The organism is Pseudomonas sp. MYb185, assembly GCF_002979975.1.
Classification (GTDB): domain Bacteria; phylum Pseudomonadota; class Gammaproteobacteria; order Pseudomonadales; family Pseudomonadaceae; genus Halopseudomonas.
Genome location: NZ_PCQD01000007.1, coordinates 170,263 through 196,114, shown reverse-complemented (window position 1 = coordinate 196,114; position 25,852 = coordinate 170,263). Strand labels below are relative to the sequence as shown.

Below are 25,852 nucleotides of genomic sequence, written 5' to 3'. Positions count from 1 at the left end.
CGCTACGCCGAAGATCTGCGTGCTTGCACCCTGTCGTCGAGCGGGCGCTCGACAACCCCAGTCGCCCCGCTCATCCCGGGAGTGTAGCGCGCCTGCGCTACGCCGAAGATCTGCGTGCTTGCACCCTGTCGTCGAGCGGGCGCTCGACAACCCCAGTCGCCCCGCTCATCCCGGGAGTGTAGCGCGCCTGCGCTACGCCGAAGATCTGCGTGCTTGCACCCTGTCGTCGAGCGGGCGCTCGACAACCCCAGCCGCCCCGCTCATCCCGGGGGTGTAGCGCGCCTGCGCTACGCCTGGGTGCCGCAGTCAGCCACTGATTTCCAGCACCAACGCGGCGCGGATGCAGTGCAGCATGCCCTCCTCCACCGGCTCGTCGAGCTCCTGGGCCACCGCGCGCACACCGGGGAGGTCTTCCTCGGCGGCATTGAGAAACAGATCCTGGATGCGCTCCAACTGACCCGCCGGTAGATCGACAGCGTGGTGCAATTCCAGCTGTCCGGTACTGATCGCCTGGGCCAGCTTCATGTACACCTGCCTGACCGGCATTCCGGTCTGCGCCGCGATATGCGCCGGCTCCATGCCGGCCAGTGCCAGCGCCTGTACTTCCTGGGTCTCATGCACCGGCGGTGCGCTGGCCGGATCATCACCGGCCAGCAACACCTGCAGGAAGTCCGCGCCATAGCGTTCCAGCTTGTGCGCGCCGACACCGCTGACCAGGGCCATGTCCTGCATGGTGGTTGGCCGCTGGCGCAGCATGTCGACCAGCGTCGAGTCGGCAAACACCACATAGGGCGGCACACCATGAGCTTCGGCCAGCCGTTTGCGCAGGGCGCGCAGGTTTTCCCACAATGGTCTGTCCGCTTCGGCAATGACCGGTTTGTCCCCGGACTTGTGCGGCGCCGCCGTCGAGCGGGAGACATCCTTGCGCAGCGCCAGTGATTCCTCGCCGCGCAGCAGCGGGCGGCAGCTGTCAGACAGGCGCAGGCTGCCAAAGCCATCCAGATCGATCTCTACCAACCGGCGGGCGATCAGTTGGCGGAACACCGAACGCCACTCCTGCTCGCCCAGTTGCTTGCCGATACCGTAGGTCGACAGGTGCTGATGACCGGCACTGCGGATCTTCTCGTTGTCCCGGCCCAGCAGGATGTCCACCAGATGCCCTACCCCGTAGCGCTGTCCACTGCGATAGACGGTCGACAGCGCCATGCGCGCCGCCTCACTGCCATCCCAGGTGGCCACCGGCTCCTGGCAGTTATCGCAATGCCCGCAGGGCTCCTCGAGCGTCTCACCGAAATAGCCGAGCAGCGACTGCCGCCGGCAACTGGTGAGCTCGCACAACGCCAGCATGGCATCGAGCTTGTGCCGCTCGATGCGCTTGTGCCGCTCGTCACCATCGGAGCCGGCCATGATCTGGTTGAGCAACAATACATCCTGCAGGCCGTAGGCCATCCAGGCATCGGCCGGCAAGCCATCGCGCCCCGCGCGACCGGTTTCCTGGTAATAGGCCTCGATACTCTTGGGCAGATCCAGATGGGCCACGAAACGCACATTGGACTTGTCGATACCCATGCCGAAGGCGATGGTCGCCACCATGATCAACCCTTCCTCGTTGAGGAAACGCCGCTGGTGCGTGGCCCGCAAATCCGAGCTCAGCCCGGCATGGTAGGGCAAGGCCGGCCAGCCCTGGTCGCTTAACCACTGCGCCGTGTCCTCGACCTTCTTGCGTGACAGGCAGTAGACGATACCGGCATTGCCGCGCTGGTCCTTGAGAAACGCCAGCAGTTGCTGGCGCGGCCGATCCTTGGGCACGATGCGGTAGAAGATGTTCGGCCGGTCGAACCCGGAGACGAAGCGTTTGGCCTCATCCAATCTGAGACGCTGGGCGATTTCCTCGCGGGTACGCTCGTCGGCGGTGGCGGTCAGTGCCATGCGCGGCACGTTGGGGAACAGCTCGGCGAGCTGGCCCAACTGCAGATACTCGGGGCGGAAGTCATGCCCCCACTGGGACACGCAATGCGCCTCGTCAATGGCGAACAGGGCAATGTCCAGGTTCTGCAGGAACTGCAGCGTGCGCGGCTTGAGCAGCCGCTCGGGAGCCAGGTAGAGGAAATCCAGATCGCCACGGCGCAGCCGCTCGGCGATCTCACGCCGGCCCGGCTCGTCCAGCGTGGAGTTCAGCGCCGCGGCTCGCAGTCCCAATTCGTTGAGGGTGGCCACCTGATCATCCATCAGCGCGATCAGCGGTGACACCACCACGGCCAGGCCGGGGCGCAGCAAACCGGGAATCTGATAGCACAGCGATTTGCCGCCACCGGTCGGCATCAGCACCAGGGCATCGCCACCGGTAGCTACCTGATCAATGATGTCAGCCTGATGCCCGCGAAACTCGCCATAGCCGAAAATGTCCCGCAGCCGCTGTAAGGCTTGCTCGCGCATGATTCTCCTTGCATGATTGCATTCGGGCAGCCGGTACCGGCCAGCACAAAGGGGCTGATTATATCAGGCCTACCGAGATTCGCTGTGGCCCGCGTCTGGTAATGCCAAGACTTTGGCAAAATCCGGCCATATGCGTACAATGCAGACCATTATCCATAATGAGGTGTGCCATGTCCTTCGCCGACCAACTCGAGCGCCTGCAGCAGTTCCTGGATGCTGATGATCTGCACGATGAAGCTCTCGATTATCTTGCCGGGCATGGTTACCTGACCGCCCTGACCATAAGTCCTGCCGAGGTACCCGAACAGGAGTGGATGTTCGAACTGTTCGCCGAGGAGCCAAAGTACACCGATGACGCCCAGAAGGCCGATATCGAAGGCACCCTGCGCGAACTCAAGGCGCTGATCGGGCGCATCCTGGCCAGCGATGAAGATCTGGAGCCGCCGTGTGAACTGACCCTGGGCGACGAGCCGGACCTGTCCGACCTGCGCAGCTGGTGTGTCGGCTTCCTCGAAGGGGTGTTCCTGCGCGAAGAAGACTGGTTCAGCCAGGATGAGGAAACCGTCAGCGAACTGCTGCTGCCGATCATGGTCGGTTCCGGCCTGTTCGAAGACCAGCCCGAGTTCGCCGAGATCGCCAAGGACGAGGAAATGGTTCAGGACATGCTCGACCATATCCCCGATGTGCTGACCCAGCTCTATCTGCTGTTCCAGGCCCCGGAAGAAAAATCCCGCCCGGCACTGCTCGACCCGCGCCACTGAGACTCCCTGGATCCCCCGCCTCGGCTTTGGCTTCCTGCGTCGCTTGTATGATTTTCCTGCAGGTCCAGAAAGGGCCTGTCAGGGTGGAGGGGGAATGACGCTAGGCGCGCTGTTCCCCCGCCTCTACCCACCGCTGCAACAACGGCATGATGCCGTCCGCCGATTGATACCCCTGTGACAACAGCGCCAGCATGCCATGGCGTTCGGCGAGTAATGTGGGAAAACCGCTGATCCCCAGATTGGCAGCCCAGGTGAAGTCGGCGGCCACCGCGGTCTGCGCCACCTCGGCGACAAACGCCTTGCTGAATCTGCCACGGCTGTAGCCGGCCTGCTCGGCCAGATCCGCCAGCACCGTACACTGAGTGACATCCTGCGCCTGGGCATAGAAGGCGTACTGGATAATCCCGACCAACTCCCATACCCGATCGACATTCAGTTCCCGGGCCACGACCAGTGCCCGACATACCGGCTCAGTGTTATAGATGAATCCAGCCGGCAGCGCATCAGGGGTCAATAGAGGCTGCCCGGTATTGGCCTTGACCGCCCGCCAATGTTCGGCCAACGCCTGGCGCGCGGAGTCGGCCATCGGATCGGTAACCCCGGGCCGCAGCCCACCTGCCACCAGGTGCAGCGGCAGGTGCGGAAAGGCCTGTTGAATGGCATCGATGACCGGAGCGAAGCCCCAGCACCATGAACACATCGGGTCCATCACATAGATCAGGCGCTGGGACATGCGGTGTCTCCTGCAGACGGGTTATCTGGCGTTGGGGGTCGCCAGCTCCGGTGGCAAGCCGATCGGGTGCGGCTGGTTGCGCAGCCTGGCCAGCTCTATCTGCCGCTGACGCTCCTCGGCGCGACGGCGAGTCTTCTCCGGTAGGCTGGCATGGCAATGCGGGCAACTGATGCCCTGCTCGTAGAGTGGTGAGGCCATGTCCTCGGCCGAGACCGGGTGGCGACAGGCATGGCACTGGTCGAAGGAGCCCGGCGCCAGGTCATGGCGCACCGTCACCCGGTTGTCGAAGACGAAGCACTCGCCCTGCCACTTGCTCTGCTCGGCCGGCACTTCCTCGAAGTATTTCAGGATACCGCCCTTGAGATGGTAGACCTCCTCGAAACCTTCCTTGAGCATGAAGCTCGAAGCCTTCTCGCAACGAATGCCACCAGTGCAGAACATGGCCACCTTCTTGTGCTTCTGCGGATCGTACTGCTGACGCACATATTCGGGGAATTCGCGGAAGGACTTGGTCTGCGGGTCGATCGCCCCCTCGAAGGTGCCGATCGATACCTCGTAATCATTGCGGGTGTCGATCAGCAGCACTTCCGGATCGCTGATCAGCGCATTCCAGTCCTTCGCCTCGACATAGGTGCCGACCCGCTCGTTGGGGCTGATGCCCGGCACGCCGATGGTGACGATTTCCTTCTTCAGCTTGACCTTGGTGCGGTAGAACGGCATCTCGTCGCAGAGCGATTCCTTCCAGTCCAGATCACTCAGGCGCGGGTCACGGCGCAGCCATTCCAGCAGCGCGCTGGTGCCTTCGCGGCTGCCGGCAACGGTGCCATTGATACCTTCCAGTGCCAGCAGCAGAGTGCCCTTGACGCCATGCTCCATCATGGTGTCGTGCAGCGGCTGACGCAGGGCTTCGAAATCTTCCAGGGTGACGAACTTGTAGAGCGCCACCACGACGATGTCGGACATGCAGAACCTCGTTATTCAGTTATCGCCCGCGTAAAGGGCGTACTTTGGGGGCGGCAAGTCTAACAAAAAAAGATCTGGCAACGCACCGTCTGCCAACCGTTCAATGATCCGCCTTGCTGCCACCCATGCACTGGGGAGAATTCGGCGCCTGGCCGGTAGCCGCCCACTCCGTCGGCGAGTAGGTGTGCAGGGCCAGGGCGTGAATCTGCTGCATCAGGTCGCCCAGGGTGCGGTATACCGCCTGGTGACGCTTGACCGCATTCAGCCCCTCGAACTCCTGGCTGACAATGACCAGCTTGAAGTGCGACTCGGAGCCCGGCGGTACGGCGTGCATGTGGCTTTCGTTGAGCAATTCCAGATGAATCGGGGCCAGGCTCTGCAGAGCCTGTTCCAGGGCGGATTGTGTGGTGCGCATGAGTATGCCTCCATGAAAGTTTGATTCATTGTAACTGAGCCGGGCCCTGGCGAACCGGGAAAGCATTGACCGACCAGAGCTGAGTGTCAGCGAGGTCGGGTATGGCCTCGCCTATTGGCAATGTGCAGGGTCAATACTTTCCCTTACTCCCTGTTACCCGCCCTACCTGCCTGCCGCTCCTCGACCTCGGCCTCCATCTCCTCCACCAACTGCTCCAGTTGCGGGGCGATGATCTGTTCGACCCGCTCGCGGGTGATCGCCATCGAGTCCTGGGTCAGTTGGGGCAGGTGCTGCAGCAACTTGCTGCCCGCCGGGGATTGATAGAAGACCGCCAACTGCTCGAACTCCTGTTCGGAAAACACCGGTAGATACAGATCCACCAGTTCCTCGCGGATCGCCTCCCAGCTCAGTTGCTCATCCAGCATGGCCCTGGCGCGCTGACGATAGTCACGCAGGATGGATTCATATTGCATGGAGCCACCCATCTGGGCAAAACGCGCGGTCAACAGCTGCTCGATCTGGGAATAGACCGGCGCAGTCATGCCCTCGGCATTGGCCAATTTGAGGAAACGCTCGGCGCTGGCACGGTGTGACGCTTCGTCGGCACCGGCCAGCGGCGAGATGATCAGGCAGGCAAGGCCCAGGGCAGTCAGCAATCGCATGACAATGCATCCGTGAAGTGAACAGGCACCTATACTGGCAGGTCAGACAATCATTCTCCAGCCACGGGAGCGATCATGAGCACACGCATTGAATCGGACAGCATGGGCGATATAGAAGTACCCGCCGACCGTTACTGGGGCGCGCAGACCCAGCGCTCGCTGCACCACTTCGCCATTGGCGAGGAGCGTATTCCCCTGGCGGTGGTGCACGCCCTGGCACTGGTCAAGAAAGCCGCGGCACTGACCAACCGGCAGTTGAACAATCTGGAGCCCGAGGTGGCCGACTTGATTGCCCGGGCCGCGGACGAGGTCATCGCCGGCAAACTCGATGAACACTTCCCGCTGTCAGTGTGGCAGACCGGCAGTGGCACCCAGAGCAACATGAACATCAACGAAGTGATTGCCAACCGCGCCAACGAGCTGGCAGGCCAACCGCGCGGCAGCAAGGCGCCGGTGCACCCGAATGACCACGTCAATCGCTCTCAGAGTTCCAACGACACCTTTCCCAGTGCCATGCATGTGGCTGCCACGACGCAGGTTCGTCAACATCTGCTGCCCGCTGTTAAGGCGTTGCGTGACAGTCTGGATGAGCAGGCTCGGCGGCATGCCGATCTGATCAAGATCGGCCGCACCCACCTGATGGATGCCACCCCGGTCACCTTCGGTCAGGAACTGTCGGCCTTCGTTGCCCAACTGGATATGGGCATCCAGGCGCTGGAACAGGCCCTGCCGGGGGTATTTGCTCTGGCCCAGGGTGGTACCGCGGTCGGCACCGGTTTGAACACTCCGCCACGCTTCGCCGGACTGCTGGCCGAACAGGTCGCCACGCTCAGCGGGCTCCCGTTCACCAGTGCCACCAACAAGTTCGCCGCACTCAGCGGTCATGAGCCACTGGTACAACTGCATGGTGCCTGTAAACAGCTGGCAGTCACCCTGATGAAACTGGCCAATGACCTGCGCCTGCTCGGCAGCGGCCCGCGAGCGGGTTTTGCCGAAGTGCGCCTGCCCGCCAACGAACCGGGCAGTTCGATCATGCCCGGCAAGGTCAACCCGACCCAGTGCGAAGCACTGTCGATGATCGCCTGCCAGGTCATGGGCAATGATGTCTCCCTGGGCATGGCTGCCAGTTATGGCCAGCTACAGCTGAACGTGTTCAAGCCGGTGATCATCCATGCCCTGCTGCAGTCGGTGCGACTGCTTACCGACGGTTGCGACAGCTTCCGCCGGCACTGCGTGGACGGCATGCAGCCGGACGCCCAGCGCATGCGCGAACACCTGGACAACAGTCTGATGCTGGTTACTGCGTTGAACCCGGTGATCGGTTATGACAAGGCCGCCGAGATTGCCAAGAAGGCCTATGCCGAAGGCACCTCGCTGCGTCAGGCGGCGCTGGCCCTCGGCTATCTGGACGAACGAACCTTCGACCAGGCCGTGCAACCGCAGGCCATGCTAGGTGAGCGGCCGCCCGCCCCCTGACCCTGCCATCTCCCGGAAAGCCCCCGCGGACAGGCAGTTGCTACTTGAGGATGAAGGGAGAAAGTCAGCTCAGCGCCGCATGGTAACGCCGGGACACCTCGGCCCAGTCGATGACCTTGTAGAACGCGCCGATGTATTCGGGACGGCGGTTCTGATAGCGCAGGTAGTAGGCGTGTTCCCACACATCCAGGCCGAGGATCGGGGTATTGCCATGCATCAGCGGGCTGTCCTGGTTGGCACTGCTTTCCACCACCAGGGTTTTCGCCGGGGTCACGCTGAGCCAGGCCCAGCCGCTGCCGAAACGACTCAAGGCGGCCTTGGTGAAAGCCTCCCTGAAACTGGCGAAGCCACCCAGCTGCGTCTCGATGGCTTGCGCCAGCGGGCCCTCCGGCTCGCCCCCACCTTGCGGCGACATCACCGTCCAGAACAGGCTGTGGTTGGCATGCCCACCGCCCTGGTTGATCACCGCGGCCTGCAATGCCTCTGGCACCTGGTCGAGGCGGCTCAGCAACGTCTCGACCGGCAGCTCGGCGAGTTCATGGCCTTCCAGCGCAGCGTTGAGGTTGTTGATATAGGTCTGATGGTGCTTGCTGTAATGGATCTCCATGGTCTGCGCATCGATGTGCGGTTCCAGCGCATCGTAGGCATAGGGCAACGCAGGCAGGGTATGGCTCATAATCGACTTCCTCAGTGAGCGTGACGGGTATCAGGGCGCCGTTACAGGCCGCCCTGGGTGAGCTTTTCCGGGTTGAGCAACTGTTCGAGCTGATCGCGCTCCAGGTCGGTGTTTTCCAGTGCCACCTCGATGATCGGCCGCCCCTGCTGGTAGGCCTGCTTGGCGATTTCCGCCGCCTTGAGGTAACCGATCAGCGGGTTCAGCGCCGTGACCAGAATCGGATTGCGCTCCAGCGCCTCCCTGAGCTTGGGCTGGTTGACCTTGAACGTGGCGATGGCCCGGTCGGCCAGCAGGCGACTGACATTGCTCAGCAGCTCGATGCTATGCAGCAGGTTCTGCGCGATCACCGGCAGCATCACGTTCAGTTCGAAGTTGCCGGACTGGCCGGCGACGGCGATGGTTGTATCGTTGCCAATGACCTGGGCAGCTACCATGGCCGTGGCTTCCGGGATCACCGGGTTGACCTTGCCGGGCATGATCGAGGATCCCGGCTGCAGCGCTTCCAGCTCGATCTCGGCGAGACCAGCGAGCGGCCCGGAGTTCATCCAGCGCAGGTCGTTGGCGATCTTCATCAGCGACACGGCCGTGGTCTTGAGCTGGCCGGACACCGACACCGCGGTGTCCTGCGAACCGATCAGAGCGAAGAAGTTGGCGCCAGGCCGGAATGGCTGACCGGTCAGCCCCTTGAGCTCGACACAGAAGAGTTCGGCGAAGCGCGGATGGGCATTGATCCCGGTACCGACCGCCGTACCACCCTGCGCCAGTGCCTGCAGGCTCGGCAACAACAGGCGTAAATGCTCGATATTGGCCTGGATCTGCTGTGCCCAGCCATCGAGCACCTGGCTCATGCGCACCGGCATGGCATCCATCAGGTGCGTGCGTCCGGTTTTCACGTAGGGCTGCACGGCCAGCGACTTCTCGCGGAGCACATTCAGCAGGTGGTCAAGTGCCGGCAACAGGCGTTCGGCGATCTCGATGGCGGCACTGACATGGATAGTCGTCGGAATGATGTCATTGCTGCTCTGCCCGCAATTGACATGATCGTTCGGGCTGACCTGCTCACCAAGAAGGCGGCTGGCCAGGGTGGCGATCACCTCGTTGGCGTTCATGTTCGAGCTGGTGCCGGAGCCGGTCTGGAATACCTCGACCGGGAAGTGCTGCATGAAATCCTCAGCCAGCAGTTCCTGGCAGGCCGCGACGATGGCATCGCCCTGTGCTGGACTGAGCTGCTCCAGTTCGACGTTGGCCCGCGCCGCAGCGGTCTTGGCCAGGATCAGGGCACGGATGAACGCAGCCGGCATGCGCTGCCCGGAGACCGGGAAGTTGTTCACCGCCCGCTGGGTCTGTGCGCCGTACAGCGCTTCGACCGGAACGGCCAGTTCACCCATGCTGTCGTGTTCGATGCGGGTGCCGCTACGGGTGGGAGTGTCAGTCATAGGGGTTTCCTTCTGCCAGTTCGGATAATGAAAGAGAGGGCTGCATCTGCAGGGTGGCCAGGCGATTACGTAGACGATTCAGCATCTGCTGTTGCGCAGGACCATCTGCCAGATGTTCCAGGGCGTAGAGGGAGCGATAGGCGTTATCCAGGCACAGGTTGCGCCAATGCCAGGGCAATGCCGGGTCGCAGGCACTGTCGAGCATCAGATTGAGGGTGGCCAGCGACATACGCCAGGGACTCAGCAGGCCATGCTCGACCAGTTGCCGCCCCAGCGCCCAATGTTGCTCCAACTGGCGCGGCTCATCGGGCAACAGCGCACAACGGATACGGAAACCCTGCCAATACCAACAGTCCAGGCAGGGCAGCATGCGGGGTCGAAACATGGGAAAGCCTCAATCGACGGATATGATATTAACTCCCATTTGAGATTAATAACCAATACCGATTGAGCGTGGATATCTGGCCACTCCCCTGCGACACCACCCCGCAGGTTGGGGGCGGTTCGACCAGCATTTCCAGAGAGGAGCTGCTACTCCAGCGGTGGACTGATACTCAGCTGCCGAAGACGACGGTTCTTCAGCTTCTGCAGAAGGCTGGGCGCCAGGGCGATCAATGCCGAGCCCGAGACCACCAGCAAAGCGCCGAGGTAGGCGATGCTGTTCAGCAACTCGGGCTTGATCACCGCCGGCCAGAGCATCGAACCCAGCGCCACCAACAGGAAGGTGAACAGCGGTGTGGTCGCCACCGTCGCACTGACCCGTGAGGCTTCCCAGTGCACCAGCGCCTCGGCGAAGGCACCATAGGCCACCAGGGTATTCAGACAGCAGCCGAGCAGCAGCCACAGCTGCAGGTGACTGAGCTGCAGTATCTGGCTGGGCGTGGCCAGCGGGGTGATCAGCGCAGCGCAGGCCAGGTAGATGACCATCATGATGGTGACCGACGACCAGATGGTCAGCAATTGCTTCTGTGCCAGGCCGTACAACGCCCAGGCGAAGGCCGCGGCCAGGGTGATGAGAATGCCCAGGGTGTAATCGCTCAACTGGGTGAACAGCTCCACCAGGCGCTGGTTGAAGAACAAGCCGAAGCCCAGCAACAGTATCAGCAGACCGAGCAACTGACCGATACCGAAGCGCTCCTTGAACACCAGCATGCTGCCGAGCATCAGCATGATCGGTGCGATCTGGATCATCAGTTGCATGGTGCCGGGGGTCAACCTGTCCAGCGCCAGCACATACAACACGTAGTTGAACGCCAGTCCGAGCACCGACACCAGCAACAACCAGCGGTTGCGCGAGGACAGTGCCCGAATCGATGGCAGACGGTGGCGCGCCGCCAACCACAGTAACAGCACCACCCCCGAGGACAGCATGCGGTACCAGGACACGGTGAAGGCATCCATGCCATTGAGCACTTCCTTGAGCATGATCGGCAACACGCCCCACAGGGCGGTGGTGGTCAATGCCAATAGAAATCCGTACAACCAGCGACCGGATGCGACGTGCATGAGTGTTCTCGAAAACGAAGGGAAGGAAGAAGAAGATCGCTATTGTAGAGCTGCGCGGCGGTACTGAACAGCGTGCGAGCAGGCATATCCCCTGGCAACTAGCCGCAGGAAGGATGTAGCCAATCGTTCTAACAGGACGTCTGTCATGTTCTAGCATGGAGGAACATGCCGGTAAATTGAGGGTCGCATGCATTGCGGTCAACCGGTTTGAACCCATACAATCGAACCCAGCGCTCTATCCGACGCTGGCCGCCGGGCAACTTACAAAGATGCCCGCACACAAAAATAAAAGGTGGTACATCATGAAATTCGATATTCGGGCCAAATTGCCCAGTGTTGCCCTGGTTTTTCTCGCTACCTGGCTGCTGCTGATTCTGCCCAATATGGGGTGAACGTCCTTTCACGGTTACAATAGCCGGCTTCAGTATGCGCCGGAGATCCCGTGAAAACCTCACCACCCTTTGCAGAGTTGAGCTGGTCGGATGACGGACAGCCCTTTTCCACCTACTTCGGCGATGTGTATTTCTCCCGCGAGTCGGGGCTGGAAGAAACCCGCCATGTGTTCCTGCAGCACAACGATCTCGATCAACGCTGGGCCGCCCTGCCCCCTGGCGCAACCTTCTGTATCGGCGAAACCGGCTTCGGCACCGGCCTGAACTTTCTCTGTGCCTGGCAACGCTGGGAGCAATTGGCACCCGCCGATGCCCGGCTGCATTTCATCAGCAGCGAAAAATACCCACTGAGCAGCGAAGACATGCGGCGCGCCCTGGCGCTCTGGCCCGAACTGCAGCCCTGGGCCAGCCAGTTGCTGGCGCAATACAGTGACCTGACGGCCGGCTGGCAGCAATTTTCCCTGGCCGCCGGCCGGGTCACCCTGACCCTGCTGGTCGGCGACCTGCTGGACACCCTGCCGCAACTCGATGCCCAGGTCGACGCCTGGTTTCTCGATGGCTTCGCTCCAGCGAAGAATCCCGATATGTGGCAACCGGCGCTGTATCAGCAGATGGCGCGGCTATCCCGTCCCGGAGCCACGGTGGCGACCTTCACCAGCGTCGGCGATGTGCGGCGCGGATTGCAGGCCGCTGGCTTCGACATGCGCAAGGTCAAGGGCTATGGGCGCAAGCGCGAAATGCTCTGCGGGCGTATGCAGGGCCTGCCAGAAACGGACTGGAGCGCCCCCTGGTACCAGCGGCCCGGCACCCTGCCGGATGGCGAACGCCGTGCGCTGATCATAGGGTCAGGACTATCCGGATGCTGTACCGCCTTCGCCCTGGCCCGGCGTGGCTGGCAGGTCACCGTCATCGAGCGCCACGCCACTGCCGCCGCCGAAGCCTCGGGCAACACCCAGGGCATTCTCTACTGCAAGCTGTCGCCACACCAGACGCCACTGTCACGCTTCGTCCAGGCCAGCTACACCTATTGCCTGCGCCTGCTGCACGAGGTGCTGCCCCAGGGTGACAGCACCTGGGCTGCCTGCGGCGTGCTGCAGCTGAGCACCGATGACAAGGAACGCCAGCGGCAGTTGGCGCTGGCCGATCAGGACTATCCGCACAGCTTCCTGCACAGCGTCGATGCCGAACAGGCCAGCGCCCTCGCCGGACTGGCCGTGCAACGACCGGGGCTATTCTTTCCCGGCGCCGGCTGGGTCAACCCGCCCAGCCTGTGCCAGGCACTGCTGCAGCATCCGAATATCCGGTTGCTGACCAATAACGAGGCCCTGCAACTGCAACAGCGCGACCAGCACTGGCATGCTCTCGACGCCCAGGGTCACAGCATCGCCAATGCCACCGTGGCGGTGATCTGCAGCGCCGCCGACAGCCGACGCTTCCATCAGAGCAGTCATCTGCCACTCAAGGCGATCCGCGGACAGATCACCGAGCTGCCGGCCACCGCGCCCAGCCGGCAGCTGCGCACTGTCCTCTGCGCCGAGGGCTACATTTCGCCGGCGCGTCAGGACCGACATCACCTCGGCGCGAGTTTTCGTTTCGACCGACTGGACAGCGAACCCAGCGCCGAGGAGAACCTCGGTAACCTGGCGTTGCTGGACAAGCTGTCGCCGGCGCTGGCCGAGGCGCTGCAACCGCAGCGCCAGGACCCGGCAACCCTGGCGGCCCGCGCGGCGCTACGCTGCACCTCCCCGGACTACCTGCCGCTGATCGGGCCCCTGGCCGAGGCGCAGGCTTTCAATGAAGACTATGCGGTGCTGGGCAAGGACGCGTCAAAACAGCCAGCGACACCGGCCCACTGGTATCCGGGCCTGTACATCAATGCCGGGCATGGTTCACGCGGGCTGGTCAGTTGTCCGCTGAGCGGCGAGCTGATTGCCGCCTGGATCGGCGATGAGCCATTGCCCCTGCCTCTGGATGTCGCGCAGGCCGTCCACCCCAGCCGCTTCCTGCTGCGCCAGTTGATCCGCGGTCAGAACAGCAAGGCAACGGACCCGTCATAGAGCAGCTTGCAACCGGTGAAGAACAGGAAGATGTAGCACAGCTGGTAGATCAGTTCCTGGTTGGCGCGCTGCAGCATCCAGAAGCCCAGGCGGATACCGATGGGCGCCAGCGGCAGCAGCACCAGGGCGGTGAGCAGGTTGTCGCTGTCGAACTGCCCGAGCTGGATATAGGCCGGAATCTTGGCGAAATTGACCACCGCGAAGAACACCGCGATGGTACCCATCAGCAAGGTCTTGTCCAGCTTCTGCGGCAGCAGATAGACGTTGATCGGCGGTCCGCCGGCATGGATGCCGAAGCTGGTGAAGCCCGCCACCATACCCCAGAACCCGCCACGCCAGACGCTGACGCCGCGCACCGGCGGCTCCCCCCGGCGCAGCCAGATGTTCAGGGTAAAGACCACGGCGATCACGCCGATCATCAGTTGGATATGCGCGTCAGTCATCCAGTGGAAGCTCAGCCAGGCCAACAGCGTACCGACCAGCGCCGCCGGTATTATGATGCGCAGGTTGGGCCTGCTCCAGCGACCATGGAAGGTGCGCAGCGCCACCAGGTCCATGGTGCAGAGGATCGGCAGCAGAATGGTCGCCGCCTGCTGGGGCGGCATGACCAGGGACATCAGCGGGACCGAAAGAATGGCGATATTGCCGCCAAAACCACCCTTGGCGATGCCGTAGAGCAGGACTGCAGGAATCGCACACAGATAGAACAGCGGATCAGTAATCATCGTAACCGGAAGCGTAGCGGAAAAACCGACAGTGTATCATTGGCTCATCTCCAGACAGTCATCCAGGAAGTAGACGTCATGCTGATTCCCCACACCCTGCTCGACCCCGAGGTGTTCCAGCACATGCTGGAGGACTTCGTTACCCGCGACGGCACCGACAATGGCTACGACGACACCCTCGAGCAGCGTGTGCAGCGCCTGCGGCGGCTGATCGAACGCGGCGAGGTGCTGATCGTATTCCATCCCGAAAGCGGCGATACCAGCCTGGCCAACCGCCGGGATGTCCCAGCCGAACTGCTGCGCGAGGCCGCTGGCGATCAGGAGTGACGCGGCAGCCGCCCTGCTTCAGGGTGACGCAGCGCCGCCATGACGCTTGGAGGATGATCAGCGAAGGACTAATATAAGGTCTTTACACCCCATTGCGGGTTTGACGAGGTAAATGATGAAACTGCGCTCCCCCCTGATGTTTGCCGCCCTGTTGGCCTGCGCTGCCACAGCATCGGCCCAGACTGTTGTATGCACCCCGGAAGAAGCCCTGAAGAAGGCGGAAGAAACCGCCGTGACCATCAACCGCATCGCGGCTGGCAACCCTGAAAAGGCCGCCCGCCTGCATGAACAACTGAAGGCGCTGCAGGAGCGCGACCCTACCCGCAGCCATCATGGCGCCTGCGAAGCCTATGATCGCATCATCCATGAGCTTGAAGAGAAGAATGCCGCTGGCGGCATCTGAACCCTCAGCGCCGAGCGGCTTCCCGACAAACCGGGCAAGCCGCTGATCGAAGCAGCCCCCTCACCCGATCAGTGTTCTCCCGGCCAGCGCGTGGGCCAGGGTTCCCCCGTCGATGAACTCCAGCTCGCCCCCCAGCGGTACACCATGGGCGATGCGTGACACCCTGATGCCCAGCGGCTTGAGCAGACTGGCGATGTAATGCGCGGTAGCCTCGCCCTCGACGGTCGGGTTGGTGGCCAGAATCACTTCGCTCACCGCACTGCCTTCGACCCGTTCCAGCAATGCGGGAATGCCGATCTCCTCTGGGCCCAGCCCGTCGATGGGCGACAGGTGCCCCTTGAGCACGAAATAGCGCCCGCGAAAGCTGCCGGCCATCTCCACTGCCCATACGTCCGCCGGGCTCTGCAGCACGCACAGCAGACTGTCATCGCGGCGCGGGTCGTCGCACAGCTCGCACAGTTCGGTCTCGCTCAGGGTGCGGCAGCGGCTGCAGTAGCCTACCCCATCCATGGCCGATTCCAGCGCGTGGGCCAGATGACGCGCCGCATCACGGTCGCGCTCAAGCAGGTTCAAGGCCATGCGCTGGGCGGTTTTCGGCCCGACACCGGGCAAACCACGCAGCGCATCGATCAATTGGCGAATCAGCGGACTGAAGCTCATACCGGTAGGGATCGCTCGCTCAGAAGGGCATCTTGAAACCGTCGGGCAAGTTCATCCCCGCGGTCATGCCGGCCATTTTCTCCTGATTATGCTTTTCCAGCTTGCGCACCGCATCGTTGATGGCGGCGGCGATCAGGTCTTCCAGCACGTCCTTGTCCTCGGTCATGAGGCTGTCGTCGATATTGACCCGACGCACATCGTGACGACCGGTCATGACTACCGATACCAGGCCGGCGCCGGATTCACCGGTCACTTCGGCGTTGGCCAGCTCTTCCTGCATCTTCTGCATTTTTTCCTGCATCTGCTGGGCCTGCTTCATCAGGCCTGCCATGCCACCTTTCATCATGGTTCTATCCTCGAAGGGTTATTCAAGCGTCTACCGGGCGGATACTGTCTGCACAGATCTGCGCCGCGAAATCATTGACCAGTGCCTGTACCAGCGGGTCGCTCTGGATGCTGGCTTCGGCTTCCTTCTGTCGCGCCACGCGCCGGCGGGCGGCAGCCACGGCCGGCGTCTCCTGATCCGGCGCCTGCACCACTACCTCGAGCGTCAGCGACTGGCCTTCCAGTTCGGTGATGGCGTTCTGCAGACGCAGGCGGTGGTTTTCGTTGTACAGCGCGCTGTGACCCGGGTCCAGATGCAACCGCCAGACGGCGTTGTCATTGCTGACCAACTGGCAATGGGCGGCAATGCTCTGGGTCAGGCCTGCTACCCCCAGGCGAGGGTAGATTTCCAGCCAGTATGCGGCCAGCCCGGTCGCCGGCGGCAGGTCGCTGACCTCGTCCTCCTCGGCGGCCGACTCGGCTGAGGCGTCTTCCGCCGGTTGCCAGTCACCCAGGTACTGGTTGACATCCACGTCGTCATCGTCGGTATCCGGGTCGAAGCTGTCGTCCGGCGGCGGACCCTGCAACCATTCCGGCGGCTCGTCCTCGACTGCGGTCGGCGCTGGCTTGACCGGTGTAGCCGAACGCAGCGGCTGTACCGCAGCTGGGGTTGTGACCTGCGGGGCTGGTGCCGGCTGTACCGCTGGCTCCGTTATTGGCTCCGGCTGGACAGCGACGGCAGGCGTGACAGGCGCCGGCGTGGCAGCGGACGGTGGCGCGCTGGCGACAATGGCCGGCTCGGCAGCGGGCAATGCCTGTGCTGCCGGCCGATCTTCCGTGGAATCAGCCCTGGCCTGGCTGATCCCGGTGGGCTTTCCCGTGTCGCTGTCCGGCGCGGGCTCGGTTGCCGGCTGGCCCGTCGGTGGCCTCTGCGCCAGCCCTGCCGGTGCGACGCTGCCGGTATGCTGCAGGGTGCCGGGACGGAATGCCAGCATGCGCAACAGCGCCATCTCGAAACCACCGCGCGGGTCCGGTGCCAGCGGCAGATCACGACGGCCGTGTAGCGCCAGTTGGTAGAACAGTTGCACATCCTCGGCGCTGATGCGTCCGGCCAGCTCCAATACCCGCTGCTGGTCACCGAGACTGTTATCCGCCGCCTCCGGCAGAACCTGGGCGATGGCCACCCGCTGCAGGGTGGAGATCAGCTCGGCCAGCACGCCGGCGAAATCAGCGCCCTGCTCGGCCAGTTCGGCCACCGCCGCCAGCAACGCACGCGCATCGCCGGCAGCCAGCCCATTGAGCAGGTCGAAGACCTGGCCGTGGTCGATGGTGCCGAGCATGCTGCGCACCTCGGACGCCTTCAGCTCGCCATTGCCGAAGGCGATGGCCTGGTCGGTCAGACTCAGACCATCACGCATGGATCCATCAGCAGCCCGGCCCAGCAGCCACAGCGACTCGTCATCGAAGGGAACCTGCTCTTCAGCCAGCACATGGCGCAGATGCTCGACAACCTTCTCCGGCAGCATGTTCTTCAACGAGAACTGCAGGCAGCGCGACAGGATGGTCACCGGCAGCTTCTGCGGGTCGGTGGTCGCCAGCAGGAACTTCACATGCGCCGGCGGCTCTTCCAGAGTCTTGAGCAGGGCGTTGAAACTGTGGCTGGAGAGCATGTGCACTTCGTCGATCAGGTAGACCTTGAAGCGCCCGCGGGAGGGGGCATATTGCACGTTGTCCAGCAGCTCGCGGGTATCCTCGACCTTGGTACGGCTGGCCGCGTCAACCTCGATCAGGTCGACGAAGCGCCCCTCGTCGATTTCCCGGCAGGCGGAGCAGACACCGCAGGGCTCGGAACTGACGCCCGCCTCGCAGTTCAGGCACTTGGCCAGGATCCGCGCAATGGTGGTCTTGCCGACACCGCGGGTGCCGGTGAACAGATAGGCATGGTGCAGACGATTGTGATCCAGCGCATTGATCAGGGCCTGCAACACGTGGGTCTGGCCGACCATTTCACGAAACAGGCGCGGACGCCATTTGCGGGCTAATACCTGGTAACTCATCGAGGGCTGCTGTCCGGTGTCATTTGCAAGCAGCTACTGTACCGCAAAGGGGCCGGTGAATGCGAGATACACTCCCCGATAGCGGCACAGGGGCATGGGGTGAGCGCCTTGATGGCCGGGACGGCACAGCCGCCCCGGCCCTGCATTTCAATCCTGAATGTAATCGTTGAATATCAATGAGATACGGTGGCTGGATGAGGCCCAGTTGGGCACATTCAGCTGCTGCTGGCTGCCAGTCTCGCCCCGCGGTGTGCTGACCACCGAGATGGTGCCATCGACGGGTGTGCTGGCCGGCATGTAGACATCCACCCCCCACTGGAATGGCTGGTCCGGAAAGTAGGGTAATGGGTCACCGGTGGTCAACGCCGGCGTGGCCTGGTCATCGTGCACATGGATACCGATCCGGCTGCTGCCGATGGCTGTATCGATGATATTCACCGCCGGCTGATCTCCCCACAGCGCGCTGGTGGTGGAAATTTCCAGAATGTCATTATCCGCCCCCCGGCTCCCCCACCATTCCATGTCGCGGCTGATGACCAGCGCCGCATGATCATCGCTGACCTGGGTGTTGGTTTCGATCGGCGAGCCGGCGGGTGAGGTGTTCAGGCGCACGAAGGCGCTGTCCCGGATCAGTGGCTGGCGGTAGAAATGATGTTCCGCCCGCCCAGGACGCAGCAGGTGGAATTCATAATGGGCCTGCGGGTCCAGCCGGACCGGGCCCCATTCGCCGTTACTGGCGATATCGAAGCTGGTCAGCGGCTCACTATCGAGGCGCTCACCGCTATCCTCGTCCACTTCCCATATCTGCAGCCGGGTGCCACTCGCCCCGGTGTTGGCGGGGAAGTACACCGCTCGACCGGAGATACGCACCTCCCCGCGCTGCGGCAGGATGGTGCTGCGCTCAGGCTCGACACCCGTCAGGAACTCGAATTGCGCGGCAAAGGATGCTGCCGAGGTGGCCACCTGCACATGGGTCTCATCCGGGAAATAGACATTGCGCTGGCCCAGCGCCCTGCTCTCGTCGACGAACACGCCCAGGCAATTGGACCCACCCGGGCAGTTGTCACCGGTAGCACCATCGATGGCCACATAACCGGCCACCTTGGCCTCCCGGTCCGGCGCGGCGAGATAGTAGCCGCAGACGGCGGTACCCAGCGAATGACAGGCCAGGTAGACCTGCTCCGCGTCCAGATCCTGCAACGCCTGATCGACATAAGCATCCAGCTCTGCGCTCAGGCCACCGGTCAGAGCGCGCCCTACGTCGGCCTCCGAGGCGGTACTGTATTCGAACGCAAGGATATGATCACCGGGATAACCATTGCTGGAAAAGCGCATGGCCTGGGTCTGGTACTGGGAAGCCGATCCGGCGGTACCGTGCACGAAGATGAGAGGGAGAATGCGCTCTTCATCGATATCCGGCATTTTCGGACCACCTGGCCAGGACACCCCGCCAGAACCACCCAGGCAGCCAGCCAGGAGTCCCAGGCCGAGAAGCAGGAGGAGTGAAGCACGCCATGGCAGGCGGGCCGGGATGTTGGTTTGGGCATTGTTCATGGCGCTGACCTTCTTGTTGTTATGCAAAAAGGGCTTTGACTACAGGATCAGAGAACCACAAAACCACTGATGAGACTCTAGTAGAGAGATGCTCCTTTCGCCACTGAATAGCGCTGCGTCTCATAGACGGACAAATGACAGAAGCGCCTCGACGCGTAGCGGCGAAGAAGAAGACAAGAAGACAAGAAGACAAAAATAGAAGAACTGGCGGAAGGCGCCATGGGTGGCAACCCTGCCAGCCACACCCCGGCACACGATATAACCGCTGCGGCTGCTCCCTTCCGGGCCTGACCGGGTTCACGGCGAATCATTGCGAGGGGACCGACAGGGTCACCATAGCGTGCCCTGCATATGAGGGCCGCGCTATTGTAACGGCTTGCGCGCAAGTTACAACCATAAATAGCGCCCAATGCACGGGCCAGAGGCTGCGGCCGTGCGCCACGGCGATCCTGCATGGGTATAATCGGGGCATTTCCCAGCCGGAGGCCACCCATGCAACCTGAAGACCTGCAACTGCTGGTCACCCGCAAAATGCCCTATGGCAAATACAAGGGCCGGCTGATCGCTGACCTGCCCGGCCACTATCTCAACTGGTTCGCCCGCGAGGGCTTTCCCCAGGGCGAGATCGGGCGCCTGCTGCAATTGATGCAGGAGATCGATCACAACGGCCTGTCAGCGCTGCTCGATCCGCTGCGCAGCAAACCAGCGCTCAGGCACCGATAAACAGCGCGATCATCAGCGGAATACTGAACAGCGCGACCAGGGTGCTGAGCAAGGCGCTGCCGGCCACCTGCGCCGGCTCGAGATCGAGCAGCGTGGCGATGACCACGGTGTTGGCCGCAATAGGCGTGATGGAGACCAGAAAGATCGCCTGATACACCTGACGGTCGTAGATCTGCGGCCCCTGGCTGTCCAGCCACCAGAGCAGCAATGCCACCAACGGCCAGGCGATGAACTTGCCGAAGAACGCCAATGCGGTGAAGCGCAGGTTACCCGCCAGCCCGCGGAAGCTGAGAATGCTCATGCCGATGATCATCATGCCGAACACGCTGTAGGCGCCGCGCAGGTTGTCGAACAGGGGCTCGAAGATCGAGGGTATGCCGATCCCACCGAGATTGAGCGCCACGGCCAGGAAGAAGCCGTACAACGACGGCAGCCGGCTCATCTTGCGCAGGCAGTCGGCCACGCTGTAGCGTCCCCGCGCCGCCAGATAGAAACCCACCGAGTTTTCGTACAGCACCGTGCCGAGCATGCACAGGATATAGATGCTCAGCCCCTGCTCGCCGAACAGCAGCAGCGCCACCGGGATGCCCAGATAGCCGGTATTACCGGTACCCACCGCCAGCGGAATGAGGTTGGCGCTGGCATCACCCACCCAGCGACGGGCCAGCAGCAGGTGTGCATAACCGATCAGCGAACACAGGCCGAGGATGAGAAAGGGCAACGCAATCACTTCCAGCGACAAGGGCGCCCGCATCACCCCGGCAAACACCACCGACGGCGTGATGATGTACATCATGATCCCGGCGATATGGCTACCCCGGGCCTCCAGGAACCGCCCGGCAAGCCAGCCCAGGATCACGGTCACATACAGCGGCAGCAGTTTGTACAGCAGAGCCAGCGCTGCCGTCATAACGCCCCCCTCATGATCTGGCCTGGTTTGCAGAGGATACCGCCAACCACCAGCCGTGTCAGATTCGCCAGCCTGCTTCCAGGCCGACCCTGCCCCGAGAGCCGCATTTGCATCAACCGGGCCTTTTCCATGCAAAAAACATCGGTCGGGATGATAACATCCACCATCAAACTTTTTGCTGGGCCTGATCATACATGGAAATAATGAATAGCCTGTTCGTGATCTGTGCCGGACTGCTGACCATCAGCATTCTGGCCAGCTCGATGTCTTCCAGGCTGGGTATCCCCCTGCTGCTGGTGTTCCTGGTAGTCGGCATGCTCGCCGGCGAGGAAGGCCTCGGCGGGGTCGTCTTTGACAATACCAACGTTGTCTATATCGTCGGCAGCCTGGCACTGGCCATCATCCTGCTGGATGGGGGCATGCGCACACGTGCCGAGAACTTCAAGGTAGCACTGGCACCCTCCCTGTCACTCGCCAGTTTCGGCGTATTGATCAGCGCCCTGATTACCGGCCTGGCCACGGCCTGGCTGCTTGACCTGCACTGGCTTGAGGGACTGCTGCTGGGTTCGATTGTCGGCTCCACTGATGCCGCAGCCGTGTTCTCCCTGCTTCAGGGCAAGGGGCTGAACCTGAAGAAGCGGGTCGGCGCTACGCTGGAAATCGAGTCCGCTTCAAACGACCCCATGGCGATCTTCCTGACCATTACGCTGGTCGAGATGCTCGCCCAAGGGGAAACCAGCTTCAGTTGGTCTTTCCTGCTGATGTTCATCCAGCAATTCGGCATCGGCGGTATCTGTGGTGTAGCCGGCGGTCTATTCCTCACCTGGCTGGTCAACCGGATGACATTGGATACCGGTCTGTATCCACTGCTGATCACGGCCGGTGCGATATTGGTCTTTGCACTTACCAATATACTGGGGGGCAGCGGCTTTCTTGCGATCTTCATTACCGGGCTGGTGCTGGGCAACCGCAAGCTGCGCAACCTGCAGAACATCCTGCATATGCAGGACGGCATGGCCTGGCTGAGCCAGATAGGACTTTTCCTGATGCTCGGCCTGCTGGTAACGCCATCGGAAATGCTGAACATTGCCCTGCCGGCCCTGGCAATCGCCTTCTTCATCATCCTGGTGGCGCGCCCGATTGCCGTCTTGATCTGCATCGCGCCTTTCTCCTTCTCCTGGCGCGAGCGCGTCTTTATCAGTTGGGTGGGTCTGCGCGGGGCAGTGCCGGTCATGCTGGCGATATTTCCGCTGGTCGCGGGGTTGGAACAGGCGCAGCTTCTGTTCAACGTGGCTTTCGTGGTGGTACTGGTATCGCTGCTGCTGCAGGGCACCAGTCTGCCATTTGCCGCCCGCCTGTGCGGCGTAGAGATGCCGCCAAGCCCCGAGCCGCTGTATCGCACCAGCCTGGACATGTCTGTGGAGAGCGATTACGAACTGATGGTTTACCAGCTGACGCAGCCAAAATGGTGTATCGGCATGCAACTGCGCGACCTGAAGATGCCAGCGGACACCCGCATCGCCGCGGTATTTCGCAGCAAGCAATTGCTCCATCCGTCGGGCAGCACCCGACTTGAGCTGGGCGATGTGCTCTGCATCATCGGTCGCGCCAAGGATCTTCCCTCCCTCTCCAAGCTGTTCAGCACGGTGAATACGTCCCGCCATCTGGCCAACCAGCACGTCTACGGCGACTTCATCCTGGATGGCGGTGCGCTGCTGAAAGATATCGGCCAGTTCTATGGCTTTGAGGTGCCTGCCGAAATGCACCGGCAGACCCTGGCCGGCTTTTTCGAGCGGCAATTCGGCGGCTACCCTGTGCAGGGTGACAGCATACAATGGCAGGGTATGACCTGGACGGTAGCGGAGACCGAAGGCGAAGGTGAATGGATCAGCAAGGTTGGGCTGAAAATAGGCAAGGATCAGAGCAAAAAGGCCGACAGCAGCGACTCTGCGGCATGAGGTGTCCTCAATGAGCGCAACAGCAGTGAATATCAGCCAGGCGGCCAAGGCCACCGGTCTGACGCCACGCATGATCAGACATTACGAAAGCATCGGCCTGCTTGCCGGTACGGCGCGTACCGCAGCGGGCTACCGGCTGTTCAACGAGCAGGACCTGCATACCCTGCGCTTTATCCAGCGTGCCCGCAGCCTGGGTTTTTCCATCGAGCAGATCGCGCAGTTGCTGGCCCTGTGGCAGGACCGCGAGCGCAGCAGTGCGGTGGTCAAGGAATTGGCGCGCCAGCATCTGCGGGAACTGGAAGAGAAGATCGCCGGGCTGCAGGCCATGCATGACAGCCTGTCGGAACTGGCCAGCTGCTGCCTGGGTGACGAGCGTCCAGACTGCCCGATCCTCGACCGCCTGGCCGACAGCGAGCGCCTGGCTTAACCGCCAGCACGGCGGTTCCAGGGCATCACCCGCAGCAACCGTGCCATGCCGCAGAAGCCGGAGATCCCGGCAAAGACCAACCCGGCCCCGACCAACCCAGAGATAAGGAACAGCCAGGGCGAGACCGTGTATCCCAATAGCACACCCAGTAGAACCAGCGAGCCGGCAACAATCTGCACCTGGCGCTGCAGCTCCAGCGGCTGGCTACGGTCGGTTTCGACCTCAAGACCGGCACGTTTCCAGGCCTCAAGGCCACCGTCGAGCATATAGGCCTCGCAGCTGACACACTCCGCCAGTGCCGTCGCATTCATCAGGGTCCGCTGGCCGCCGCGGCAGTGATAGATCACGGCGCTGGCCTCGGCAAAGGGCCTTTGCCCGCCGCCGAGCTGATCGACCGGCATATGCCGCGCCCCGGCGATGTGCTCGCGGGCATATTCATCCGCAGCGCGGATATCCACCAGCACCGCGCCCTGCTCCAGCAACTGGCGTGCCGCCTGGGGCGAAATCGACTTCAATGACATGGGCCTCTCCTGCGTGTTCTCGATCAGGGGCAGAACATGGCCTTGAGCGTAGCCAGCAGCCGCTCCACATTGGGGTCGGCGATACGATAGTGCAGCGTCTGCGCCTCGCGCCGGTAGGTCACCAGGCCCTCCTCGCGCATCTTCGCCAGGTGCTGGGACAAGGCCGACTGGCTGAGCGTCACCCGCTCGAGCAGCTCACCTACCGTCATCTCCCCCTGACTGACCAGCAGACACAACACCAACAAGCGATGCTCGTTGCCCACCGCACGCAGCAGGGCCGCCGCTCGGGCAGCGCCCTCGGCAAAAAACTCAGCATCCTTCCCGCTCAAAGACATATCAACCTACTTGAAAATTCACTAAATTAGATTAATCTAATATAACAAGCCACGCAAGCGATCACCCGCAAACAGCCCATGCCCGACTGCCACGCCCCGAGTCCAACGGGACTCGCTACCTGAGAATCCCCCTGCGCCTCAGCGCAGGTAGTTGAACAGGTTGAGTCCGCTGATCTTGACGAAGCTCTGCTGCGCCGCTTCCAGCACTATGCTCTGCATGCTCAGGCGACTCAGCGCCTCAGCGTAGTCGAGGTCCTCCAGGCCGGATTGCACCTGGGTATTGATCAGGGTGGCCTCATCGTTTTCCAGCATGGTCGACTCGATCACATTGAGACGGGCACCCAGGCTGGTCTGCACACCCAGGACCTGGTCCTTCGCATTGTCGATATTCTGCAGACTGATGGCCAGCATGTCGCGGCGCTGCAGCTTGCCTTCGGTACTGTCATCGGTATTTTCCAGGGTTTCGCGCAGCAGCCGGACACTGTCGAGCACGCTGCGTTTTTCCGTTTGCTCACCGCTGCCGACGCTGATAGAGAACTGATCACCCGGCTCCAGCTCACCATCCAGTGTCACCACCACGCCAGCATAACGGATCTCGTAGCTACCGCTGGCGTTGGCCTGCAGCTCACCGGTCACCGGCGGCACCATGGGATTGCCGTCGTTATCGAGGATTTCGTAGCCAGCGGCGTCACCATTGGCATCGTCGGTGATACGGATGCTGACACTGCCCTGGGGGTAGAACTCGGTATCGTAGCGGCCCTTGTTCTCCACCACACCGAGGGAGATGCGCGCATTGCGATCTTCGCCGGTATCGACCAGATCGGCAGCGGTCTCCACCCGGTTGACGTTGCCGATATCGACGAACAGCTGCTTGCCGTTGTCATTGATGGCGATCATCTTCGCGCTGCCGATCTGGATCGACCGCTGGCCCTCGTCACCGGCGTAGGTATAGCTGCCGTCGGGGTTCTTGACGAAGGGCTGGCTGTCGCTCTGATAGCCGCCAAACAGGTATTCACCACGGGCGTTCTGGCTATTGAGCAGGCTGTAGAGTTCATCCTCGCGCTCCGCCAGTTCCTGGGCCAGGGCCTGACGGCCGGCAGCATCCAGGGCGCCATTGCCTGCTTCCAGGGTGATTTCCCGGACCCGCTGCAATACGTTGTTTACGGAATTGAGGATAGCTTCCTGCTGGGTCAGGCTGTTGGTTGCCGCGGTCAGGTTGTCCTTGTACTGGCTCAGCTTGCTGGCTTCCTGATCCAGCTGCAGCAGCCGCACCGACGCCACCGGGTCGTCGGCCGGGGTGAGGATGCGCTTGCCCGAGCTGATCTGCTCCTGGGTGCGGACCGCCGCGGCATAGTTGTCCTGAATCCCGCGAACCCCGGTATTGAATGCCTGAATGGTGGAAATACGCATGATTG

26 protein-coding genes and 1 other RNA gene are annotated in these 25,852 nt (G+C 62.3%); 8 read left to right on the top strand and 19 right to left on the bottom strand.

The genetic code is table 11. The features are described 5' to 3' along the window. Positions 1-306: 306 nt before the first annotated feature. Positions 307-2,436: a DNA helicase RecQ gene (gene recQ / locus CQ007_RS12850; RefSeq protein WP_105646227.1), complete on the bottom strand. Its 2,130-nt coding sequence runs from the start codon at positions 2,434-2,436 to the stop codon at positions 307-309. 170 nt (positions 2,437-2,606) lie between these two features. Here recQ and CQ007_RS12845 point away from each other — a divergent pair, with 170 nt between their 5' ends. Beyond that, complete coding sequence (locus CQ007_RS12845; RefSeq protein ID WP_105646226.1) at positions 2,607-3,197, top strand: YecA family protein; 591 nt, start codon at positions 2,607-2,609, stop codon at positions 3,195-3,197. 100 nt (positions 3,198-3,297) lie between these two features. Here the strand turns inward: CQ007_RS12845 and CQ007_RS12840 are convergent, their stop codons facing one another. From CQ007_RS12840 to CQ007_RS12825, 4 genes are all read right to left on the bottom strand, one after another. After that, positions 3,298-3,930: a DsbA family protein gene (locus CQ007_RS12840; protein WP_105646225.1), complete on the bottom strand. Its 633-nt coding sequence runs from the start codon at positions 3,928-3,930 to the stop codon at positions 3,298-3,300. Positions 3,931-3,951: 21 nt separating this feature from the next. Further along, entirely contained in the window at positions 3,952-4,893 is a 942-nt protein-coding gene (locus CQ007_RS12835) for a rhodanese-related sulfurtransferase (protein WP_105646224.1), read from the bottom strand. Positions 4,894-4,993: 100 nt separating this feature from the next. Next, entirely contained in the window at positions 4,994-5,308 is a 315-nt protein-coding gene (locus tag CQ007_RS12830) for a BolA family transcriptional regulator (protein ID WP_105646223.1), read from the bottom strand. Positions 5,309-5,451: 143 nt separating this feature from the next. Continuing rightward, a complete protein-coding gene (locus CQ007_RS12825) occupies positions 5,452-5,970 on the bottom strand; it encodes a DUF2059 domain-containing protein (RefSeq protein ID WP_105646222.1) in 519 nt (172 codons plus the stop codon). A gap of 75 nt (positions 5,971-6,045) precedes the next feature. Between CQ007_RS12825 and fumC the strand changes: the two genes are divergently transcribed. Further along, on the top strand, positions 6,046-7,446 hold the full coding sequence (gene fumC / locus CQ007_RS12820; RefSeq protein ID WP_105646221.1) for a class II fumarate hydratase: 1,401 nt from the start codon (positions 6,046-6,048) through the stop codon (positions 7,444-7,446). Positions 7,447-7,510: 64 nt separating this feature from the next. Here the strand turns inward: fumC and CQ007_RS12815 are convergent, their stop codons facing one another. The 4 genes from CQ007_RS12815 to CQ007_RS12800 form a co-directional block, all read right to left on the bottom strand. Beyond that, positions 7,511-8,122 (bottom strand): superoxide dismutase, encoded by a 612-nt coding sequence (locus CQ007_RS12815; RefSeq protein WP_105646220.1) that lies wholly within the window; start codon positions 8,120-8,122, stop codon positions 7,511-7,513. A 41-nt stretch (positions 8,123-8,163) separates the two neighbouring features. Then, positions 8,164-9,558, bottom strand: a complete 1,395-nt coding sequence (locus CQ007_RS12810) for an aspartate ammonia-lyase (protein ID WP_105646219.1) — start codon at positions 9,556-9,558, stop codon at positions 8,164-8,166. Then, a complete protein-coding gene (locus tag CQ007_RS19215) occupies positions 9,551-9,943 on the bottom strand; it encodes a FagA protein (protein ID WP_256582285.1) in 393 nt (130 codons plus the stop codon). Before CQ007_RS19215 ends, CQ007_RS12810 begins: the two co-directional genes overlap by 8 nt. 146 nt (positions 9,944-10,089) lie before the next feature. Continuing rightward, positions 10,090-11,064 carry a DMT family transporter gene (locus tag CQ007_RS12800; protein WP_105646218.1) on the bottom strand — a complete coding sequence of 325 codons (975 nt, stop codon included), beginning with the start codon at positions 11,062-11,064 and terminating at the stop codon, positions 10,090-10,092. A 442-nt stretch (positions 11,065-11,506) separates the two neighbouring features. Between CQ007_RS12800 and mnmC the strand changes: the two genes are divergently transcribed. Then, the gene (gene mnmC / locus CQ007_RS12795; protein ID WP_105646217.1) at positions 11,507-13,513 is read left to right on the top strand and encodes a bifunctional tRNA (5-methylaminomethyl-2-thiouridine)(34)-methyltransferase MnmD/FAD-dependent 5-carboxymethylaminomethyl-2-thiouridine(34) oxidoreductase MnmC; all 2,007 of its coding nucleotides are present in this window, start codon (positions 11,507-11,509) and stop codon (positions 13,511-13,513) included. On the opposite strand, the gene CQ007_RS12790 is transcribed toward mnmC, so the two are convergent. Beyond that, positions 13,483-14,238, bottom strand: a complete 756-nt coding sequence (locus CQ007_RS12790; protein WP_105646216.1) for a sulfite exporter TauE/SafE family protein — start codon at positions 14,236-14,238, stop codon at positions 13,483-13,485. The genes mnmC and CQ007_RS12790 overlap by 31 nt on opposite strands. Positions 14,239-14,316: 78 nt before the next feature. On the opposite strand from CQ007_RS12790, the gene CQ007_RS12785 reads away from it, so the two are divergent. Together CQ007_RS12785 and CQ007_RS12780 are read left to right on the top strand one after the other, a co-directional pair. Beyond that, a complete protein-coding gene (locus CQ007_RS12785; RefSeq protein ID WP_105646215.1) occupies positions 14,317-14,565 on the top strand; it encodes a YheU family protein in 249 nt (82 codons plus the stop codon). 115 nt (positions 14,566-14,680) lie between these two features. Then, the gene (locus CQ007_RS12780) at positions 14,681-14,968 is read left to right on the top strand and encodes a hypothetical protein (RefSeq protein WP_105646214.1); all 288 of its coding nucleotides are present in this window, start codon (positions 14,681-14,683) and stop codon (positions 14,966-14,968) included. A 60-nt stretch (positions 14,969-15,028) separates the two neighbouring features. Here the strand turns inward: CQ007_RS12780 and recR are convergent, their stop codons facing one another. From recR to ffs, 5 genes are all read right to left on the bottom strand, one after another. After that, entirely contained in the window at positions 15,029-15,628 is a 600-nt protein-coding gene (gene recR, locus CQ007_RS12775; protein WP_105646213.1) for a recombination mediator RecR, read from the bottom strand. Between the two features lie 19 nt (positions 15,629-15,647). Next, positions 15,648-15,974: a YbaB/EbfC family nucleoid-associated protein gene (locus CQ007_RS12770; RefSeq protein WP_105646212.1), complete on the bottom strand. Its 327-nt coding sequence runs from the start codon at positions 15,972-15,974 to the stop codon at positions 15,648-15,650. A 22-nt stretch (positions 15,975-15,996) separates the two neighbouring features. Further along, positions 15,997-18,009, bottom strand: a complete 2,013-nt coding sequence (gene dnaX / locus CQ007_RS12765) for a DNA polymerase III subunit gamma/tau (RefSeq protein WP_105646211.1) — start codon at positions 18,007-18,009, stop codon at positions 15,997-15,999. Positions 18,010-18,156: 147 nt separating this feature from the next. After that, positions 18,157-19,563 (bottom strand): alpha/beta fold hydrolase, encoded by a 1,407-nt coding sequence (locus tag CQ007_RS12760; protein ID WP_105646210.1) that lies wholly within the window; start codon positions 19,561-19,563, stop codon positions 18,157-18,159. A 230-nt stretch (positions 19,564-19,793) separates the two neighbouring features. Continuing rightward, an RNA gene (ffs, locus tag CQ007_RS12755) (signal recognition particle sRNA small type) lies at positions 19,794-19,890 on the bottom strand. A gap of 165 nt (positions 19,891-20,055) precedes the next feature. Between ffs and CQ007_RS12750 the strand changes: the two genes are divergently transcribed. Beyond that, positions 20,056-20,286 (top strand): DUF3820 family protein, encoded by a 231-nt coding sequence (locus CQ007_RS12750; RefSeq protein WP_105646209.1) that lies wholly within the window; start codon positions 20,056-20,058, stop codon positions 20,284-20,286. On the opposite strand, the gene CQ007_RS12745 is transcribed toward CQ007_RS12750, so the two are convergent. Further along, positions 20,273-21,196: an AEC family transporter gene (locus CQ007_RS12745; RefSeq protein ID WP_105646208.1), complete on the bottom strand. Its 924-nt coding sequence runs from the start codon at positions 21,194-21,196 to the stop codon at positions 20,273-20,275. The genes CQ007_RS12750 and CQ007_RS12745 overlap by 14 nt on opposite strands. A 203-nt stretch (positions 21,197-21,399) precedes the next feature. On the opposite strand from CQ007_RS12745, the gene CQ007_RS12740 reads away from it, so the two are divergent. Next, on the top strand, positions 21,400-23,154 hold the full coding sequence (locus CQ007_RS12740; protein WP_371919828.1) for a potassium/proton antiporter: 1,755 nt from the start codon (positions 21,400-21,402) through the stop codon (positions 23,152-23,154). Between the two features lie 25 nt (positions 23,155-23,179). Continuing rightward, a complete protein-coding gene (gene cueR / locus CQ007_RS12735; RefSeq protein ID WP_218278878.1) occupies positions 23,180-23,581 on the top strand; it encodes a Cu(I)-responsive transcriptional regulator in 402 nt (133 codons plus the stop codon). On the opposite strand, the gene CQ007_RS12730 is transcribed toward cueR, so the two are convergent. The 3 genes from CQ007_RS12730 to flgL form a co-directional block, all read right to left on the bottom strand. Continuing rightward, on the bottom strand, positions 23,578-24,102 hold the full coding sequence (locus tag CQ007_RS12730; RefSeq protein ID WP_105646205.1) for a rhodanese family protein: 525 nt from the start codon (positions 24,100-24,102) through the stop codon (positions 23,578-23,580). The genes cueR and CQ007_RS12730 overlap by 4 nt on opposite strands. A gap of 23 nt (positions 24,103-24,125) precedes the next feature. Beyond that, complete coding sequence (locus CQ007_RS12725) at positions 24,126-24,437, bottom strand: helix-turn-helix transcriptional regulator (protein ID WP_105646204.1); 312 nt, start codon at positions 24,435-24,437, stop codon at positions 24,126-24,128. A gap of 138 nt (positions 24,438-24,575) precedes the next feature. Next, positions 24,576-25,847 (bottom strand): flagellar hook-associated protein FlgL, encoded by a 1,272-nt coding sequence (gene flgL / locus CQ007_RS12720; RefSeq protein WP_105646203.1) that lies wholly within the window; start codon positions 25,845-25,847, stop codon positions 24,576-24,578. Positions 25,848-25,852: the final 5 nt, after the last annotated feature.

Coding starts and splice junctions, on each gene's coding strand:
- recQ (WP_105646227.1), bottom strand. CDS start 2,436: ATGCGCGAGCAAGCCTTACAGCGGCTGCGGGACATTTTCGGCTATGGC.
- CQ007_RS12845 (WP_105646226.1), top strand. CDS start 2,607: ATGTCCTTCGCCGACCAACTCGAGCGCCTGCAGCAGTTCCTGGATGCT.
- CQ007_RS12840 (WP_105646225.1), bottom strand. CDS start 3,930: ATGTCCCAGCGCCTGATCTATGTGATGGACCCGATGTGTTCATGGTGC.
- CQ007_RS12835 (WP_105646224.1), bottom strand. CDS start 4,893: ATGTCCGACATCGTCGTGGTGGCGCTCTACAAGTTCGTCACCCTGGAA.
- CQ007_RS12830 (WP_105646223.1), bottom strand. CDS start 5,308: ATGCGCACCACACAATCCGCCCTGGAACAGGCTCTGCAGAGCCTGGCC.
- CQ007_RS12825 (WP_105646222.1), bottom strand. CDS start 5,970: ATGCGATTGCTGACTGCCCTGGGCCTTGCCTGCCTGATCATCTCGCCG.
- fumC (WP_105646221.1), top strand. CDS start 6,046: ATGAGCACACGCATTGAATCGGACAGCATGGGCGATATAGAAGTACCC.
- CQ007_RS12815 (WP_105646220.1), bottom strand. CDS start 8,122: ATGAGCCATACCCTGCCTGCGTTGCCCTATGCCTACGATGCGCTGGAA.
- CQ007_RS12810 (WP_105646219.1), bottom strand. CDS start 9,558: ATGACTGACACTCCCACCCGTAGCGGCACCCGCATCGAACACGACAGC.
- CQ007_RS19215 (WP_256582285.1), bottom strand. CDS start 9,943: ATGTTTCGACCCCGCATGCTGCCCTGCCTGGACTGTTGGTATTGGCAG.
- CQ007_RS12800 (WP_105646218.1), bottom strand. CDS start 11,064: ATGCACGTCGCATCCGGTCGCTGGTTGTACGGATTTCTATTGGCATTG.
- CQ007_RS12790 (WP_105646216.1), bottom strand. CDS start 14,238: ATGATTACTGATCCGCTGTTCTATCTGTGTGCGATTCCTGCAGTCCTG.
- CQ007_RS12785 (WP_105646215.1), top strand. CDS start 14,317: ATGCTGATTCCCCACACCCTGCTCGACCCCGAGGTGTTCCAGCACATG.
- CQ007_RS12780 (WP_105646214.1), top strand. CDS start 14,681: ATGAAACTGCGCTCCCCCCTGATGTTTGCCGCCCTGTTGGCCTGCGCT.
- recR (WP_105646213.1), bottom strand. CDS start 15,628: ATGAGCTTCAGTCCGCTGATTCGCCAATTGATCGATGCGCTGCGTGGT.
- CQ007_RS12770 (WP_105646212.1), bottom strand. CDS start 15,974: ATGATGAAAGGTGGCATGGCAGGCCTGATGAAGCAGGCCCAGCAGATG.
- dnaX (WP_105646211.1), bottom strand. CDS start 18,009: ATGAGTTACCAGGTATTAGCCCGCAAATGGCGTCCGCGCCTGTTTCGT.
- CQ007_RS12760 (WP_105646210.1), bottom strand. CDS start 19,563: ATGAACAATGCCCAAACCAACATCCCGGCCCGCCTGCCATGGCGTGCT.
- CQ007_RS12750 (WP_105646209.1), top strand. CDS start 20,056: ATGCAACCTGAAGACCTGCAACTGCTGGTCACCCGCAAAATGCCCTAT.
- CQ007_RS12745 (WP_105646208.1), bottom strand. CDS start 21,196: ATGACGGCAGCGCTGGCTCTGCTGTACAAACTGCTGCCGCTGTATGTG.
- CQ007_RS12740 (WP_371919828.1), top strand. CDS start 21,400: ATGAATAGCCTGTTCGTGATCTGTGCCGGACTGCTGACCATCAGCATT.
- CQ007_RS12730 (WP_105646205.1), bottom strand. CDS start 24,102: ATGTCATTGAAGTCGATTTCGCCCCAGGCGGCACGCCAGTTGCTGGAG.
- CQ007_RS12725 (WP_105646204.1), bottom strand. CDS start 24,437: ATGTCTTTGAGCGGGAAGGATGCTGAGTTTTTTGCCGAGGGCGCTGCC.
- flgL (WP_105646203.1), bottom strand. CDS start 25,847: ATGCGTATTTCCACCATTCAGGCATTCAATACCGGGGTTCGCGGGATT.